General features: G+C 71.8%; 13 protein-coding genes. 10 read left to right on the top strand and 3 right to left on the bottom strand.

The window, feature by feature from the left end; all coding sequences use genetic code 11:
• Positions 1 to 172: 172 nt before the first annotated feature.
• On the bottom strand, positions 173 to 1,795 hold the full coding sequence (locus CRP27_RS13630) for an ATP-dependent DNA helicase RecQ (RefSeq protein ID WP_097181204.1): 1,623 nt from the start codon (positions 1,793 to 1,795) through the stop codon (positions 173 to 175).
• Between the two features lie 178 nt (positions 1,796 to 1,973).
• Between CRP27_RS13630 and sucC the strand changes: the two genes are divergently transcribed.
• The 9 genes from sucC to CRP27_RS13585 all read left to right on the top strand — a co-directional run bounded on the left by sucC (position 1,974) and on the right by CRP27_RS13585 (position 13,449).
• Positions 1,974 to 3,143 (top strand): ADP-forming succinate--CoA ligase subunit beta, encoded by a 1,170-nt coding sequence (gene sucC, locus CRP27_RS13625; RefSeq protein ID WP_097181203.1) that lies wholly within the window; start codon positions 1,974 to 1,976, stop codon positions 3,141 to 3,143.
• Between the two features lie 15 nt (positions 3,144 to 3,158).
• Positions 3,159 to 4,046: a succinate--CoA ligase subunit alpha gene (gene sucD / locus CRP27_RS13620; RefSeq protein WP_097181202.1), complete on the top strand. Its 888-nt coding sequence runs from the start codon at positions 3,159 to 3,161 to the stop codon at positions 4,044 to 4,046.
• A gap of 217 nt (positions 4,047 to 4,263) precedes the next feature.
• Entirely contained in the window at positions 4,264 to 6,228 is a 1,965-nt protein-coding gene (locus CRP27_RS13615) for a DUF6350 family protein (RefSeq protein ID WP_097181201.1), read from the top strand.
• A 42-nt stretch (positions 6,229 to 6,270) separates the two neighbouring features.
• Positions 6,271 to 6,864, top strand: coding sequence for a phosphoribosylglycinamide formyltransferase (gene purN, locus CRP27_RS13610; protein ID WP_097181200.1), 594 nt, complete (start codon positions 6,271 to 6,273; stop codon positions 6,862 to 6,864).
• Positions 6,861 to 8,498, top strand: coding sequence for a bifunctional phosphoribosylaminoimidazolecarboxamide formyltransferase/IMP cyclohydrolase (purH, locus tag CRP27_RS13605; RefSeq protein ID WP_097181199.1), 1,638 nt, complete (start codon positions 6,861 to 6,863; stop codon positions 8,496 to 8,498). Before purN ends, purH begins: the two co-directional genes overlap by 4 nt.
• A 135-nt stretch (positions 8,499 to 8,633) precedes the next feature.
• Positions 8,634 to 8,819: a hypothetical protein gene (locus CRP27_RS13600; protein WP_141399771.1), complete on the top strand. Its 186-nt coding sequence runs from the start codon at positions 8,634 to 8,636 to the stop codon at positions 8,817 to 8,819.
• A 356-nt stretch (positions 8,820 to 9,175) separates the two neighbouring features.
• Positions 9,176 to 10,999, top strand: a complete 1,824-nt coding sequence (locus tag CRP27_RS13595; protein WP_097181548.1) for an ABC transporter ATP-binding protein — start codon at positions 9,176 to 9,178, stop codon at positions 10,997 to 10,999.
• On the top strand, positions 10,996 to 12,900 hold the full coding sequence (locus CRP27_RS13590; protein WP_255257590.1) for an ABC transporter ATP-binding protein: 1,905 nt from the start codon (positions 10,996 to 10,998) through the stop codon (positions 12,898 to 12,900). The genes CRP27_RS13595 and CRP27_RS13590 overlap by 4 nt, the downstream gene beginning before the upstream one ends.
• Positions 12,901 to 13,023: 123 nt before the next feature.
• Entirely contained in the window at positions 13,024 to 13,449 is a 426-nt protein-coding gene (locus CRP27_RS13585) for a DUF805 domain-containing protein (RefSeq protein WP_079237311.1), read from the top strand.
• A gap of 201 nt (positions 13,450 to 13,650) precedes the next feature.
• Here CRP27_RS13585 and CRP27_RS13580 read toward each other — a convergent pair whose 3' ends face one another.
• Both CRP27_RS13580 and CRP27_RS13575 read right to left on the bottom strand, forming a co-directional pair.
• Positions 13,651 to 13,986, bottom strand: coding sequence for an MGMT family protein (locus CRP27_RS13580; RefSeq protein ID WP_097181198.1), 336 nt, complete (start codon positions 13,984 to 13,986; stop codon positions 13,651 to 13,653).
• A 2-nt stretch (positions 13,987 to 13,988) separates the two neighbouring features.
• A complete protein-coding gene (locus tag CRP27_RS13575; RefSeq protein WP_097181197.1) occupies positions 13,989 to 14,444 on the bottom strand; it encodes a GNAT family N-acetyltransferase in 456 nt (151 codons plus the stop codon).
• 110 nt (positions 14,445 to 14,554) lie between these two features.
• Between CRP27_RS13575 and CRP27_RS13570 the strand changes: the two genes are divergently transcribed.
• Positions 14,555 to 15,796, top strand: coding sequence for an ROK family transcriptional regulator (locus tag CRP27_RS13570; protein WP_097181196.1), 1,242 nt, complete (start codon positions 14,555 to 14,557; stop codon positions 15,794 to 15,796).
• Positions 15,797 to 15,973 lie beyond the last annotated feature (177 nt).

Below are 15,973 nucleotides of genomic sequence, written 5' to 3'. Positions count from 1 at the left end.
CTCTTGTCTACGCCGTGCACCTGCTGCCGTGTCCGGTGCGCGTTTCGCTCCGCGTTCACCCGCGCGTCACCTGTGGGTCATGCGGACGGGGCACACTCGCCGTGCTCGGGGGAGTGGAGCGCGGTCGCCGACGGGTGGTCGAGCGACCGCGCCTTCCCCGCCGGGGCCGGTCTCAGACGCGCTCGAGCAGCTTCCGCTCCGTCACGTCGGCGAGCGCGAGGGTGCGGTACCCGGCCGACTCGAAGAAGACGGTGAGTCGGTCGTCCTCGGTGCGCATCACCGTGCCGCGTCCCCACTCCGCGTGCTCGACCTCCGCGTCCGGCGGCCACTCGGCGTCACGGGACCCGTCGGCGTGCACGGCGGCAGCGGACCCGGACGAGCAGGTGTCGCAGTTCCCGCACGGATGCGGCAGGGAGTCGCCGAAGTACCCGAGCAGGAACTGTCGACGGCACTCCTCCGTCTCGGCGTACCCGCGCACCATCGCGATGCGGGACTCCTCGATGCGCTCGCGGGCCGCGGCCCGGTCCGCTGCCGCACGGGCTGCCGACTCGCCCGTCCGCGGGCCGCCCGGCACGCGCCGCAGTCCGTCCCGGACGTCGGCGAGCACACCGGCGTCGACCAGCGCGTTCGCGGCCCGACCGGCCGTGCGGGCCGTGAGCCCACTGGCGTCCGCGAGTTCCGAGCGTGCGAGCAGGCCCCGTGCCGGCACCGCGTCGAACACCGCACGGAGGGAAGCGGGTCGGGGGCGTCCGGACGCAAAGAACCGTCGGAGGCCCAGGTCCTCCGCACGGTAGTGCAGCGTCGCGAGTGCGGGCTCCCGGTCGCGGCCCGCGCGCCCGACCTCCTGGTAGTAGGCGTCGACGGACTCGGGGACGTCGGCGTGCACGACGAACCGGACGTCGGGCTTGTCGATGCCCATGCCGAACGCGCTGGTGGCGACCACGACGTCGATCTCGCCGTCGAGGAACGCGTGGTGCACGGCCTCCCGGTCGCGTGCCCGGAGCCCCGCGTGGTACGGCTCGGCGCGGCGGCCGCTCTCGACGAGTTCGTCGGCGTACACCAGGGTCTCCGCCCGCGTGGCCACGTACACGACCCCGGCACCCTCGAGCCCGACGACCTGCCGCACGAGCGCCTCCCGTTTGGCCTCGTCGTCCTCGTGCCGGACCACCTCGAACCGCAGCTCCGGGCGGTCGAACCCGGTGACGAGGACGAGTGGGTCGCGCATCCCGAGCCGCTCGAGGATCTCGGTCCGGACGGGGGAGGACCCGGTCGCGGTCATCGCCAGCACCGGCGGACGTCCGAGCCGCTCGACCACCTCGCCGAGCAGGAGGTAGTCCGGCCGGAAGTCGTGGCCCCACGAGGACACGCAGTGTGCCTCGTCGATCGCCACCAGGGCGACCCCGGCCGCCGCCAGTCGATCGACGACGTCGTCCTTCGCGAGCTGCTCCGGAGCGAGGAACACGTACCGGACCTCGCCCGCGTCGACCGCGTCCCACGCCTCGGTGAGGTCGCGGTGGCCCTTCGTCGCGTTGACCGTCACGGCGCGGGGCGCGTCCGGGTGGTCCTCGAGCCCGACGACCTGGTCCTCCTGCAGGGCCACGAGCGGCGAGACCACGACGACGAGTCCGTCGCGAGCGAGTCCTGCGACCTGGTAGATCGCGGACTTGCCCGATCCGGTGGGCATCACGGCGAGGGCGTCCCGGCCGGAGAGGACCGCGTCGATGACGGTCTCCTGCTCGGGACGGAGGGTCCAACCGAAGACGTCGGTGGCGCGGTCACGGAGTTCCTGGTGCACGAGACCACCGTGGCGATCCGATCCTGGGGAGCTGTCGAGCGATGCGCGCACCGGACGTCCACACTGCGGCGCTAGGCTGGCCGTCGGCCGTTGTCTCGACATCGAGCGACCCTCGACGTCGAGTGCGCGACCGGGAAACCGATGCCGATCGCACGAACCGTGCGGGAAGAAGAACAGCGTGGATCTTTTCGAGTATCAGGCCAGGGACCTCTTCGAGTCCTACGGCGTCCCCGTCCTCCAGGGGATCATCGCCGACACCCCGGAAGAGGCCAGGGCGGCCGCGGAGAAGATCGGCGGCGTGGTCGTCGTCAAGGCCCAGGTGAAGGTCGGCGGTCGCGGGAAGGCCGGCGGCGTCAAGGTCGCCAAGACCCCCGACGAGGCGTTCGAGCACGCGCAGGCGATCCTCGGCCTCGACATCAAGGGCCACACGGTCAAGCGCGTCATGGTCGCCCAGGGCGCCGACATCGCCGAGGAGTTCTACTTCTCGGTGCTGCTCGACCGCGCGAACCGCTCGTACCTGTCGCTGACCAGCGTCGAGGGCGGCATGGAGATCGAGCAGCTCGCGGTCGAGAAGCCCGAGGCGCTCGCCCGTGTGGAGGTCGACCCGCTGACCGGGATCGACAAGGCGGCGGCGCTCGAGATCGCTTCGCAGGCGAACTTCCCGGAGGCACTCCGCGACCAGGTCGCCGACGTGTTCGTGAAGCTCTACGACGTCTACAAGGGCGAGGACGCCACCCTCGTCGAGGTCAACCCCCTCGTCCGCACGGGCGACGGCCAGATCCTCGCGCTCGACGGCAAGGTCTCGCTCGACGAGAACGCCGACTTCCGGCACGAGAACCACAAGGCGCTCGAGGACACCGCGAGCGAGGACCCGCTCGAGGCGAAGGCGAAGGCCCACGGGCTCAACTACGTCAAGCTCGACGGCCAGGTCGGCGTGATCGGCAACGGCGCGGGACTCGTCATGTCGACGCTCGACGTCGTCGCCTACGCCGGTGAGCGCCACGGCGGCGTGAAGCCCGCCAACTTCCTCGACATCGGCGGCGGTGCGTCGGCCGAGGTCATGGCGAACGGCCTCGACGTCATCCTGGGTGACCCGCAGGTGAAGAGCGTCTTCGTGAACGTCTTCGGCGGCATCACCGCCTGCGACGCCGTCGCGAACGGCATCGTCGCCGCGCTGGGCATCCTCGGCGACGCGGCCACCAAGCCGCTCGTCGTCCGCCTCGACGGCAACAACGTGGAAGAGGGTCGTCGGATCCTGGCGGAGGCGGCGCACCCGCTCGTCACCGTCGCCGCGACCATGGACGATGCGGCCGAGCAGGCCGCCGAGCTCGCCGCGGCCGCGGCGTAAGGAGCGCTCAGAACAATGTCGATCTTCCTCAACAAGGACTCCAAGGTCATCGTCCAGGGCATCACCGGCGGCGAGGGCACGAAGCACACCGCGCTCATGCTCAAGGCCGGCACCCAGGTGGTCGGTGGCGTCAACGCCCGCAAGGCCGGCACCACCGTCACCCACGGTGACGTCACCCTGCCCGTGTTCGGCTCGGTGCGCGAGGCCATCGACACCACCGGTGCCGACGTCTCGATCGTCTTCGTTCCGCCGGCGTTCGCGAAGGACGCCGTGCTCGAAGCCATCGACGCCGCGATCCCGCTGGTCGTCGTCATCACCGAGGGCATCCCCGTGCAGGACTCCGCGGAGTTCTGGGCGCACGCGAAGGCCCTCGGCGGGAAGACCCGCATCATCGGTCCGAACTGCCCCGGCATCATCACCCCGGGGGAGTCGCTCGTCGGCATCACCCCGGCGACGATCACCGGCAAGGGCCCGATCGGTCTCGTCTCGAAGTCCGGCACGCTGACCTACCAGATGATGTACGAACTCCGTGACCTGGGCTTCTCGACCGCGATCGGCATCGGCGGCGACCCGGTCATCGGCACCACGCACATCGACGCGCTCGCCGCGTTCGAGGCCGACCCCGAGACCGAGGCCATCGTCATGATCGGTGAGATCGGTGGCGACGCCGAAGAGCGCGCGGCCGACTACATCAAGGCGCACGTCACCAAGCCGGTCGTCGGCTACGTCGCGGGCTTCACCGCTCCCGAGGGCAAGACGATGGGCCACGCCGGAGCGATCGTGTCCGGTTCCGCCGGCACGGCCGAGGCGAAGAAGCAGGCGCTCGAGGCGGCCGGCGTCAAGGTCGGCAAGACGCCGTCCGAGACGGCCGCGCTGCTGCGCGAGGTCGTCGCGAGCAAGTAGCGCTCGCGTCCGTCCCGGAGCGGACTGGAGGCACGGTGCCAGCTGGCACCGTGCCTCCCGTCGTTCCCGGTGCCGGCCCGCTGCTCCTGCCGGAGGTGCTCGTGCGGACGACATCTGCGCGTGTTGGCCCGTGTGCAGATGTCGTCGGGGCGAGCAGGTCCTGGACGAGCCGCGCGGCAACGCCGGACTCGACGCTCCGGCACGTATCCTCGCTCCGATGAACCGCCTGGGAACCGCACTGCTCGCCGCGATCGAGGCGGTCGTGACGGTCGGCGTCGGCCTCGGGATCGCCCTCGTGCCACTGACGCTGCTGTGGGGCTTCGAGTACGGCCTGCAGGTCGACTGGGACGTCTTCTGGAAGGCCACGGGGAGCGTCTGGCTCGTCGGGCACGGTGTCGACGTGTCGTTCCTGCTGGGGTCGGCGCTGGCGAAGTCGTCGGGCGTGAGCGGCGCCACGGACCCGATCCACGTCACGATGGCGGCGCTGGGGTTCGCGATCGTCACCGCCTGGCTCGCCGGACGCGCCGGTCGACGCTTCGCCGAGACCGAGCACCGGACGACGGGGCTCCTGGTCGGCACCGGCGTGGTCGCCGTCCTCGGGCTGGCCGTCGCACTCTCGACGCGGTCCGCCGCGACCGACCCCTCCGTCTGGCAGGCGATCGTCCTGCCCGCGCTCTGGTTCGGCATCCCCGCGCTCGTCACCTCCGAGGTCTGTCGACGCCGCCGGGGACTCCCTGCCGACCCGGTGACGCAGCGCGCCCTCGACCTGATCGACCGGATCCCGGAGGCCTGGCGGGCCGTGGTGGCCTTCGGCCTCCGTGCCGGCACCGCAGCCACCGCCGTGGTGGTCGCCGTGGCGGGCGTCGTGGTCGCCTTCCTGCTCTTCGGCTCGTTCGCCGAGGTCATCTCCCTCTACGAGCGGTCGCACGCCGGGGTCGTCGGCGGCATCGCCCTGACGGTCGGCCAGCTCGCGTTCCTGCCGGACTTCGTCGGCTGGGCGACCTCCTGGCTCGTCGGACCCGGGTTCGCGATCGGGACGGGGTCGAGCGTCTCACCGATCGGCACCACGCTCGGGCCGATCCCCGGCATCCCGGTCTTCGGTGCGCTGCCGGCCGCCGGACACACCTTCGGGCTGGTCTGGGTGCTCGTCCCCGTGATCGCCGGGTTCGCCGTCGGCGGGCTGCTCCGACCGCGGCTCGTGCAGGCGCTCGGCAGCGCGAACTCCGCCCTGCACCGGGCCCTCGGCGGGGTCGCCGCGGGTCTGGTCGCCGGCGTGCTCACCGGGATCATCGCCTGGGTCACGTCGGGCTCGTTCGGTCCCGGTCGCCTGGCCGACGTCGGACCGCACGCCCTCGTCGTCGGGGCCGTCGCGGCGCTCGAGGTCGGCGTACCGGCCGTCGTGGCACTCGCCGCCGGGAGCGACCTCGTCCGGATGCCCGACCGCGGGTGGTCCCGGGAGCGCTGGCACGAGGCCGACGACGAGCCGGACGCCACCGAGACCACGGACCGCGACGGATCCCTGCTCGCAGCGCTCGACCAGGCCGGAGCCGGGCGCACGACCGACGTGCACCGGTTCGTCGTCGAGGAGGCCCACGGTGGGGCAGCGACCACCGCCGGGGCCCACGCGGACCAGCCGACCGAACCGATCCACGACCACGCACCCGACGACCACGCACCCGACGGCCACGCACCGGACGGGCGCGGGGCCGACCACGTGCCGGAGCCGAGCGCGCCGGAGGAGCCGGCCCGTGCCTCCAGGCCCGAGCGCGACCCCGATGCGGACGTCGAACTGCCGGAGTGGGCACGTACCGACGCCGTCGCGGCAGCCCGCGTCCCCGACCAGCCGGAGCCGACCGCCCGTGGGGGCATCGGCTCGATCCGGGACCGCCTCCGAGGAGCGGCAGACGGCGTCCGGGGTCGTGCCGTCGAACTGCGCGACCGCGTCACCGGCGCCGACGTCGAGCGTGAGCGGCCCGCAGCCCCGGTGCCGACCGCACCGGGGACCGAGGCGCAGCCGGCGTTCCCGTGGAGCACCGAGGAGTTCGTCGCCGGTCGCGACGACGACGACGACCACGCGCCCGAGCCGCCCGCACCGGCGACGACGGCGCCGAAGTGGGACGCCACCGACCAGATCCCCGAGGACGAGCTGCCCTGGTGGCGCCGGCCCAAGGACGACCGGTAGCGACCGCCGTCGCACGACACCGGGCCCGGTAGGGTTGTCAGCGTGCTCGAACTGGTCGTCCTGATCTCCGGTACCGGCTCGAACCTCCGAGCCCTGCTCGAAGCGACCCTCGACGCCGAGTACCCCGCACGCGTCGTCGCCATCGGTGCCGACCGTGATGCCGAGGGACTCGCACTCGGCGAGGAGTTCTCGATCCCGACGTTCACGGTGCCGTTCTCCCGCTTCGACTCTCGTGAGGCCTGGGGCGACGAGCTCGCCGCCCAGATCCGGCCGTGGTCGCCCGACCTCCTCGTGCTGTCCGGCCTCATGCGCCTGCTGCCGCCCTCGGTCGTGTCCGAGTTCGGCCCGGCGATCATCAACACGCACCCCGCGTACCTGCCAGAGTTCCCCGGCGCCCACGGTGTGCGGGACGCCCTCGCCGCCGGCGTCGAGCAGACCGGTGCGAGCGTCATCAAGGTCGACGACGGCGTCGACAGCGGCCCGATCCTGGCGCAGGAACGCATCCCCGTCCTGCCGGGCGACTCCGAGTCGACGCTGCACGACCGCATCAAGCCGGTCGAGCGACGCCTGCTCATCCAGACCATCCTCGACATCGCCAACGGCACCACCGACCTGAAGGGCACCCCGAGCGCATGAGCGTGCACGCAGCCGACCCCAGCCTGTACCGCGACCGGGACCTCGTCCCCGTGCGGCGGGCGCTCATCTCGGTGAGCGACAAGTCCGGCCTGCTCGAGCTCGCCGGGGCACTCGCCGACTCCGGTGTCGAGATCGTGTCGACCGGGTCCACGGCGCAGACCATCCGCGAGGCCGGGTACGCCGTCACCGACGTGTCGAGCGTCACGGGCTTCCCGGAGTCGCTCGACGGCCGCGTGAAGACCCTGCACCCGTCGGTGCACGCGGGTCTCCTCGCCGACCTCCGCCTCGAGTCGCACGAGCAGCAGCTCGCCGAGCTCGGCATCGAGCCGTTCCAGCTCGTCGTCGTGAACCTGTACCCGTTCGTCGAGACGGTGGCCTCTGGTGCCGACACCGCGACCGTGGTCGAGAACGTCGACATCGGCGGCCCGGCGATGGTCCGTGCGTCGGCGAAGAACCACCCGAACGTCGCGATCGTCGTGTCCCCGTCGTCCTACGCCGAGGTCGTCGAGGCCGTCCGTGCGGGCGGGACGACGCTCGAGCTGCGGAAGCGTCTCGCCGCCCAGGCCTTCGCCCACACCGCCGCGTACGACACCGCGGTGGCGGGCTACTTCGCGAGCGACGTGGTCGCGGCCGAAGCAGCGGCACCGACCACGGCCGGCGAGATCGAGACGCCCGGCACCTTCGACGAACACCTGTCGTTCGGCGCCGACCTCGCAGCCACGCTCCGGTACGGCGAGAACGCCCACCAGGCCGCCGCGCTGTACACGAGCGCAGCGGGCACCGGCATCGCCCAGGCGACGCAGCTGCACGGCAAGGAGATGTCGTACAACAACTACGTCGACGCCGACGCGGCCGTGCGTGCGGCCTACGACTTCGCCGAGCCCGCGGTCGCGATCATCAAGCACGCCAACCCGTGCGGCATCGCGATCGCCCCGGCCGACGCCGCCGACCCGATTGCTGCCGCCCACGCCGCCGCGCACGCCTGCGACCCCCTGTCCGCGTTCGGCGGGGTCATCGCAGCGAACCGCCCGGTCACGGTCGCCATGGCCGAGACGGTGAAGGACATCTTCACCGAGGTGGTCGTCGCGCCGGCGTTCGACCCCGAGGCGATCGAGATCCTGTCGCGCAAGAAGAACATCCGTCTGCTCACGCTGCCGACCGACTTCGCGCTGGCCGAGCGCGAGGTGAAGCAGATCTCCGGCGGGTTCCTCGTGCAGGACGCCGACCGGTTCACGTCCTTCGACCAGTCCACCTGGACCCTCGTGGCGGGCGAGCCGGCGGACGAGCAGACGCTCACCGACCTCGCGTTCGCGTGGAAGGCCAGCCGTGCCGTCAAGTCGAACGCGATCCTCCTGGCGAACCGGGGTGCGAGCGTGGGCGTCGGCATGGGCCAGGTCAACCGCGTCGACTCGTGCCACCTCGCGGTGAACCGCGCCGGTGAGCGGGCCGCGGGGAGCGTCGCGGCCTCTGATGCCTTCTTCCCCTTCGCGGACGGCCTGCAGGTGCTCCTCGACGCGGGTGTCCGCGCAGTTGCCCAGCCCGGCGGGAGCGTTCGCGACGACGAGGTCATCGCCGCCGCGACGGCCGTCGGCGTGACGATGTACTTCACCGGCGAGCGGCACTTCTTCCACTGATTCGAGGAAAGTGGTTGCGCGCTGTGAGTTCCTCTGAATAGTCTGTAAGGCTCCGCGACAGGCACGCCGACGACCTCCAACCGGGTCGGCGGCACCGCGGACACAACGGTGACGAAGACGACGACTGGAGTGACGATGAACACGACGACCGGAACCGTGGCGACGGCTGCCCGTGCGGGTCTCGTGCTCTTCGTGGGGACCGCTCCCGACGCACGACCGTTCGGCGGAGCACGCGGCGTACGCCCGCGTCCCGCCCACGCGGCCGTCGCGCCGTACCCCTACCGGGGTGCGCCCGCCGTCACGGCACCGCTGTCCGCGTAGGGCTGCCTCCCACAGCCAGCGACGAGCCGTCGGCACCGCCCGACGACGACGAGCACGCGACGAGCCGCCGCGAGACCAGCGACGGCGACGAGCACGGGCCCGCGCGAGCCCACGCCTGAAACCCGGGGGACGACTGTCTCCCGGTGCACTCCGACCGAACCGACGCCGCGACCAGCGGCGGCTGGCGACCGCGACGCCGACCGAGCACGCCCGACCAGGGCGAGCACGGCCAGGGACGCGACCGACCCGCTCGGCCGACGACCACCACGCAACGGACACCGAGCCTCCAGACCGACGGCTGCGACAGCAGCGGCCGGCCCCGGGGCCCCGGCACGACGCACGAGGACGCAACCCCCATGTCCAAGACGCCAGACCAGGCGCGCCCGTCCACCGACCGCCCTTCGACCTTCCGCGCGATCGCGCGGATCTACCCCTTCGTGAAGCCCTACCAGGGACGCATCATCGGCGGCATGTTCGCCGCCATGGGCGCCTCGCTGGTGGCGCTCGCGATCCCCTACGTCCTGCAGTGGCTCGTCGACGGCCCGCTGTCCTCGAAGGACTCCGCACAGATCTGGCCCGCCGGGCTGGGCGTGCTCGCGCTCGGCGTGCTCGAGGCGTTCTTCATCGCTTCGCGCCGACGGCTGGTGATGCGCCCGTCGACCCGCATCGAGACGAGCATGCGGAACGCGCTCTACGCGAAGCTGCAGGACCTGCCGGTGGCGTTCCACGACCGGTGGGAGTCCGGGCAGCTGCTGTCCCGCTCCGTGTCCGACCTGTCGCTGATCCGCCGCTGGCTGGCCTTCGGCGTGGTCCTGCTCGTCGTGAACATCGTGACGATCGTCGTCGGCTTCGTCGTGTTGTTCACCTTCGGGTGGCTGCTCGGCCTGGTGTTCCTGGTCGCGTCGATCCCGCTGTGGATCAACGGGCTGCTGTTCGAACGCCGGTACTCCGTCGTCGCGCGCCGCAGCCAGGACCAGGTCGGCGACCTCGCGACGAGCGTCGAGCAGTCGGTGCACGGCATCCGCGTGCTCAAGGCGTTCGGCCGCGGGCGGTACAAGCTCGACGAGTTCAGTGAGCAGGCCGAGGCGCTGCGCGGCACCGAGATCGAGAAGGCCAAGGCGATCGCGGGCATCTGGCTGTGGCTGCTGCTCGTGCCCGACGTCGCGTTCGCGCTCTGCCTGCTCGCCGGCATCTGGCTCGCCTCGCAGGGGGAGCTCACGGTCGGGCAGCTGTTCGCGTTCTTCGCGACGGCCACGGTGCTGCGGTTCCCGATCGAGTCGATCGGCTTCCTGCTCTCGATGACGTTCGACACGCGCACCGCGGTCGACCGCTTCTTCGAGGTCATGGACTCCGAGAACACGATCACGGACCCCGAACACCCGGAGACGATCGCGGAGCCGCACGGTGCGCTGTCCTTCAACGGCGTGCACTTCCGGTACCAGGACTCCCCGCCGCAGTTCCCCGACCTCATCAACGGGGTCGAGCTGCAGCTCCGGCCGGGCGAGACCATGGCGCTCGTCGGCCTGACCGGCTGCGGCAAGACCACGCTGCTGTCGCTCGTCCCGCGGCTGTACGACGTGACCGGTGGCTCGGTGACGATCGACGGCGTCGACATCCGTTCGCTGACCAGGGAAGAGCTGCGTCGCCACGTCGGCGTCGCCTTCGAGGACGCCACCCTGTTCTCGACGACCGTGCGCGAGAACGTGCTGCTCGGGCGTCCGGACGTCTCGGGTGCGGAGGCAGAGACGCTCATGCGCGAGGCGCTCGACATCGCCCAGGCGTCCTTCGTGGACGACCTGCCCGACGGTGTCGACACCCGCGTCGGGGAAGAAGGCCTGTCCCTCTCGGGCGGCCAGCGGCAGCGCTTGGCGCTGGCCCGCGCCATCGCGGCGCGGCCGTCGGTGCTCGTCCTCGACGACCCGCTATCGGCCCTCGACGTCGACACCGAGGCACGGGTCGAGGCGGGCCTGCGCCGCGTCCTCGCCGAGACCACGTCGCTCATCGTGGCGCACCGCCCGTCCACCGTGACGCTCGCGGACCGCGTCGCGCTCATGGAGAACGGCGTCGTCACGGCCGTCGGCACCCACTCGGAGCTGATGGCCACCAACGACCACTACCGCTACGTCATCTCGTCGCTCGACGAGGACGACGCCACCGCACGAGAGGAGGCGATGGCATGAGCCAGCAGACAGACCAGAACCTTCCTGGAGGCACGGCTGGCGTCCCACAGGACGCTCCGGACGAGCAGACTGCCGCCCCCGTCACCGCGTCGATCACCACCCTCGGCGTGCGTGGCGAGGAGCGTGAGGACTTCACCAAGGCCGAGAGCAAGCGCCTGCGGCGCCGGTCCCTCGCCCTGCTCGGGTCCCTCGCCGCGCCGCTCAAGCTCCGGCTCGTCCTGCTCGGCATCGTCGTGGTGGTCTCCACCGCGGGCACCGTGGCCGGCCCGGCGCTCATCGCGTGGGGCATCGACAACGCGCTCCCGGCCGTGCTCGACCGGAACGACTGGGTGCCGGCGTTCGGTGTCGTCGCGACGTACATCGTCGTGGCGATCCTCGGCGCCGTGCTGACAGCCTGGTACACCGTGCTCGCCGCGCGGATCAGCCAGGCGATCCTGTTCGACCTGCGCAAGCGGGTGTTCCTGCACACGCAGCGGCTGTCGCTCGAGTTCCACGAGACCTACACGTCCGGTCGGATCATCTCCCGCCAGACGAGTGACCTCGACTCCATCCGCGAGCTGCTCGACTCCGGCCTGAACCAGCTCATCCAGGGCGTGCTGTACATGGTGTTCACCGCCGTCGCCCTCGTGGCGCTCGACCCGACCTCCGGGCTCGTGCTCGCGGTGTCGCTCGTGCCGCTGTGGTTCCTGATCCGCTGGTTCCAGTCGAACTCGCAGACGCTGTTCCGGGCCACCCGTGTCACCTCGGCGCGTGTGATCGTGCACTTCGTCGAGACGATGACGGGCATCCGCGCGGTGCAGGCCTTCCGCAAGGAGTCCCGCAACCGTGACGAGTACGGCGGGTTCGTCGAGGACTACCGCGTCGCGAACACGAAGGTGTTCAACCTGTTCGGGACGTTCGACCCGGTCCTCGTGCTCATCGGGAACGCCACCCTCGCGGCGGTCGTCATCGTGGGTGGCTTCCGGATCGTCGACGGCTCGCTCGAGGTCGGTGCGCTGCTCGCGGTCGCGCTGTACGCCAAGCGGTTCTTCGACCCGGCGCAGGAACTCGCGATGTTCTACAACGGGTACCAGTCGGCGTCGGCCGCGATGGAGAAGATCTCCGGCGTGCTCGAGGAACGGCCGAGCGTGCCGGACCCCGCGAAGCCGGTGAAGCTGCCGGACGCCACCGGGAAGATGGACTTCGACGACGTCGTGTTCGCGTACAACGCGGGCAAGGTCGTGCTGCCGGAGTTCGACCTGCACATCCCGGCGGGGCAGACGATCGCGCTCGTCGGGTCGACCGGTGCCGGCAAGTCCACGCTCGCGAAGCTCATGGCGCGCTTCTACGACCCGTCGCAGGGCTCGGTGCAGCTCGACGGCGTGGACCTCCGGGACATCGACCCGAAGGACATGCGTCGCGCGATCGTCATGGTCACGCAGGAGGCGTACCTGTTCTCCGGCACCGTCGCGGACAACATCGCGCTCGGCAAGCCGGGGGCCTCCCGCGCCGAGATCGAGGCGTCGGCGAAGGCGGTCGGCGCGCACGAGTTCATCATGGCGCTGCCCGACGGGTACGACACCGACGTCAACAAGCGCGGTGGCCGGGTGTCGGCCGGGCAGCGACAGCTCCTGTCGTTCGCGCGGGCGTTCATCGCCGACCCGAAGGTGCTCATCCTCGACGAGGCCACGGCGTCGCTCGACATCCCGTCCGAGCGGCTCGTGCAGGAAGGTCTGGAGACGCTGCTGGCCGACCGGACCGCGGTGATCATCGCGCACCGCCTGTCCACGGTCGCGATCGCCCACCGGGTGCTCGTGATGGAGTACGGCCGGATCGTCGAGGACGGCACCCCGGACGACCTGATCGCCGGCACCGGACGGTTCGCGCAGCTGCACGCAGCCTGGCGCGACTCGCTCGTGTAACGGTCCTCCCGGCCTGCACCGATCGCGGTTCGCGCCCCGTCCTGGACACCGCGCCCCGTTTCCACGGGGCGCGGTGTTCGTTGCGGGGCGCGATCGCACGGCGACACGTGGTTGGCTTGCTCCATGAGCGACGACAGCGTGCAGCCCGGCGGAGTGGCCCTGCGCGACCCCTTCTACGGGGCACCCTTCACCGAGGCCGTCCGCCGGTTCTGGCGGAAGTACACCGTGTTCACCGGGCGGGCGTCCCGCGCCGAGTTCTGGTGGTGGTGGATCACGTCGCTGGCGATCGGTCTCGTCCTGCAGCTCGTGCCGCAGGCGTTCACGCCGGACACCCCGATGCTCGAGAACCCGGTCGGCTCGTACCTGTTCGTGCTGTGGGCCCTCGCGACGCTGATCGGCTCGCTCGCCCTCGGCGCCCGACGCCTGCACGACGCGAACCTCTCCGGCTTCTGGCAGTTCCTGCACGTGCTCGTCGGCATCGGCTCACTCGTGCTGTTCGTCATGTTCCTGCTCCCGACGAACCCGAAGGGCGCACGCTTCGACGCGTGAGCGGGCGTCGCGGCGCGCCGCCGCGGCGGCGGCTGACGCCGCCTCGCACAACCAAAGTCGCGTCGCGCCAAGGAATTCCGCGGCGCGATTCGACTTTGGTTGTGCGAAGGCCGCCCGCACCGCGGGCCGGCCGCGGCCGCGGTGCGGCGGCCCGGCCGCGGCCGCGGTGCGGCGGCCCGGCCGCGGCCGCACCGCGGCCCGTCAGAACGGGTCGTCGGCGTCCGTGGACGGGGACCAGCGGGCGCGGCGCATGTCGATCCGCCAGGTCGTCGTGCCCTGCACGAGCGGCGTCCCCTCGGCACGGTAGTGCTCGTGCGCGCGGGCCTCGTGGTGCACCGGCGGCAGCCCACCCGACCGGACCACGCGCCACCACGGCAGGTCGGACCCCTCGTGCGCCATCACCTTGCCGACCGCGCGCGACGCCCGGGAACCGAGGGCCGCGGCGACGTCGCCGTAGGTCATCACGTGCCCGGGCGGGATGAGCCGGACCACCTCGGCGACCGCGGCCCCGAAGTCGACCGCCTCGTCGTCCGGCACGACTAGAGCGTCAGGACCGCGAAGTGGTCGCCGTACTGGGTCTCACGGACGACCTCGAACCCGACCGCGCGGAAGAAGGCCTCGGGGCTGTCGTCGCCGCCGGGCTCGTAGACGACGGTGAGGCGCTCGAGGCCACGGCTGCGGGCCTCGTCGGCCAGACCGTGCACCGCGAACCGACCGACACCGCGGCCCTGCGCCGTCGCGGAGACGTTCACGCGCCAGATGGCACTGCGGAGCTCTTCCTCGGAGTTGTCCTCGTCGAAGGTGCCGATGATCATGCCGACGACCTCGTCGCCGTCGAGCACGACACGGGTCCACGCCGAGCTGGGCTTCACGTCGGACTCCGCGACGCCGTACGTCGTCGGCTGCACGAACTGTTCCTGCCCGGGCTTGAGCGTCAAGGAGTTCGCCGCCGCAGCGGTCGACGCGGAGAGTTCTTCGAGGCGGAGGTCCGTCATGCCGCTCAGGGTATCCGTGCGACCCGTGCGGGGGCCAGTGAGCCGGGGAGACCGATACCGCACCGTTGCCCCGACCGGTCGGGCGTGCCGGGGCGCGGTATGGTCGCGGCATGGCAGAACATCGGCGTGGGGCGAACCTCCCGTCGATCGGCGGGTTCAACCGCACCGTCGTGCTCGACGCGGTGCGCCGCTCGCCCGACGGACTCAGCCGCGTGGAACTCGCGTCCCGCACGGGGCTCAGCGCGCAGACGGTGTCGAACGTCACGCGATTCCTCATCGAGGCGGGGATGATCGCGGAGTCCGGCACGATCGTGTCGGGTCGCGGCAAACCCCGCACCATCCTGCGGCTCGAGGCAGCGAGCCGGTACGCCGTCGGGGTGCACGTCGACCCCGCCGTCGTGACGTACGTGCTGCTCGACCTCGCCGGGACCGTCGTCGCCTCGACCACGACGTCCACACCGACCGCGGACGACCCGTCCGAGGTCGTCCGCACCATCGCCACCGCGATCGACGGGCTCGTGCGCGACGCCGAGGTGGACACGGACGCCGTGCTCGGCGTGGGCATCGCGAGCCCGGGCCCGATCGACGTCGACGCCGGTGTGGTGCTCGACCCGCCGTTCCTGCCCCGCTGGCGGGACGTCCCGCTGCGCGACGCGCTCTCCGAGGCGACGGGCTACCCGGTGCTCCTCGAGAAGGACGTCACGGCAGCGGTCGTCGGTGAGATGTTCCTGGCGGGGGAGTCCTCGGCGCGGAACTTCGCCTTCGTGTACTTCGGTACCGGGTTCGGCGTCGGGCTCGTCGTCGACCACGAACCGGTCCGCGGTGTGGGCTCGAACGCCGGTGACGCCGGACACATCATGGTCGACCAGGGCGCGCTCGCCGGCACCCCGGACAGTGCCGGCACCCGGGGTGAGGTCGGCGCGGCCGTCGCCCCGGACCGGCTGGTGCAGATCGCCCGGGACCGCGGACTCCCGCTCGACGCCCCGTCGGACGTCGAGTCCGTGGACCGCGCGTGGGACGGGCTCGCCGCCGCGATCGACGCCGGGGACCCGGTGGCGATCGGCCTGGCGGAGGACGCCGGCACCGTGATGGGCAACGCCGTCGTCCTCATCGTCAACCTGCTCGACATCGACCGCGTGGTCTTCGGTGGGCCGTTCTGGTCGCGGGTCGCGAGCGCCGCGCTGCCGGCCGCCCGTGCGGCGATCGTCGAGTCGCCGCTGCTGGTGCCGAAGCACCCGGTGGTCGTCGACGAGAGCGACCGGGGCGCGGACGTCGCCGCCGTCGGCGCTGCCTGCCTCGTGCTCGACGCGGCGCTGTCGCCGCGCGCCAGCGCGCTCCTCATCCGACGCTGATCGACCGGCTCGCGCCGCGGGGTGGGCGCGACCACCAGCGGACTGGAGGCGCGGGTCGGCCCCGCACCGCGCCTCCAGGCCGACGGCGGTCGCGCCCACCGCTCGCGACACCTGTCGTTCACCTGGTCGCCACCGGGCGGACGCCCGGGTGCTGAACAGTCGTGCAGGTCCCCCCTG

It is taken from the genome of Curtobacterium sp. 314Chir4.1 (assembly GCF_900215175.1).
Classification (GTDB): Bacteria; Actinomycetota; Actinomycetes; order Actinomycetales; family Microbacteriaceae; genus Curtobacterium; species Curtobacterium pusillum_A.
This window is presented reverse-complemented; position numbering and strand designations above follow the sequence as displayed.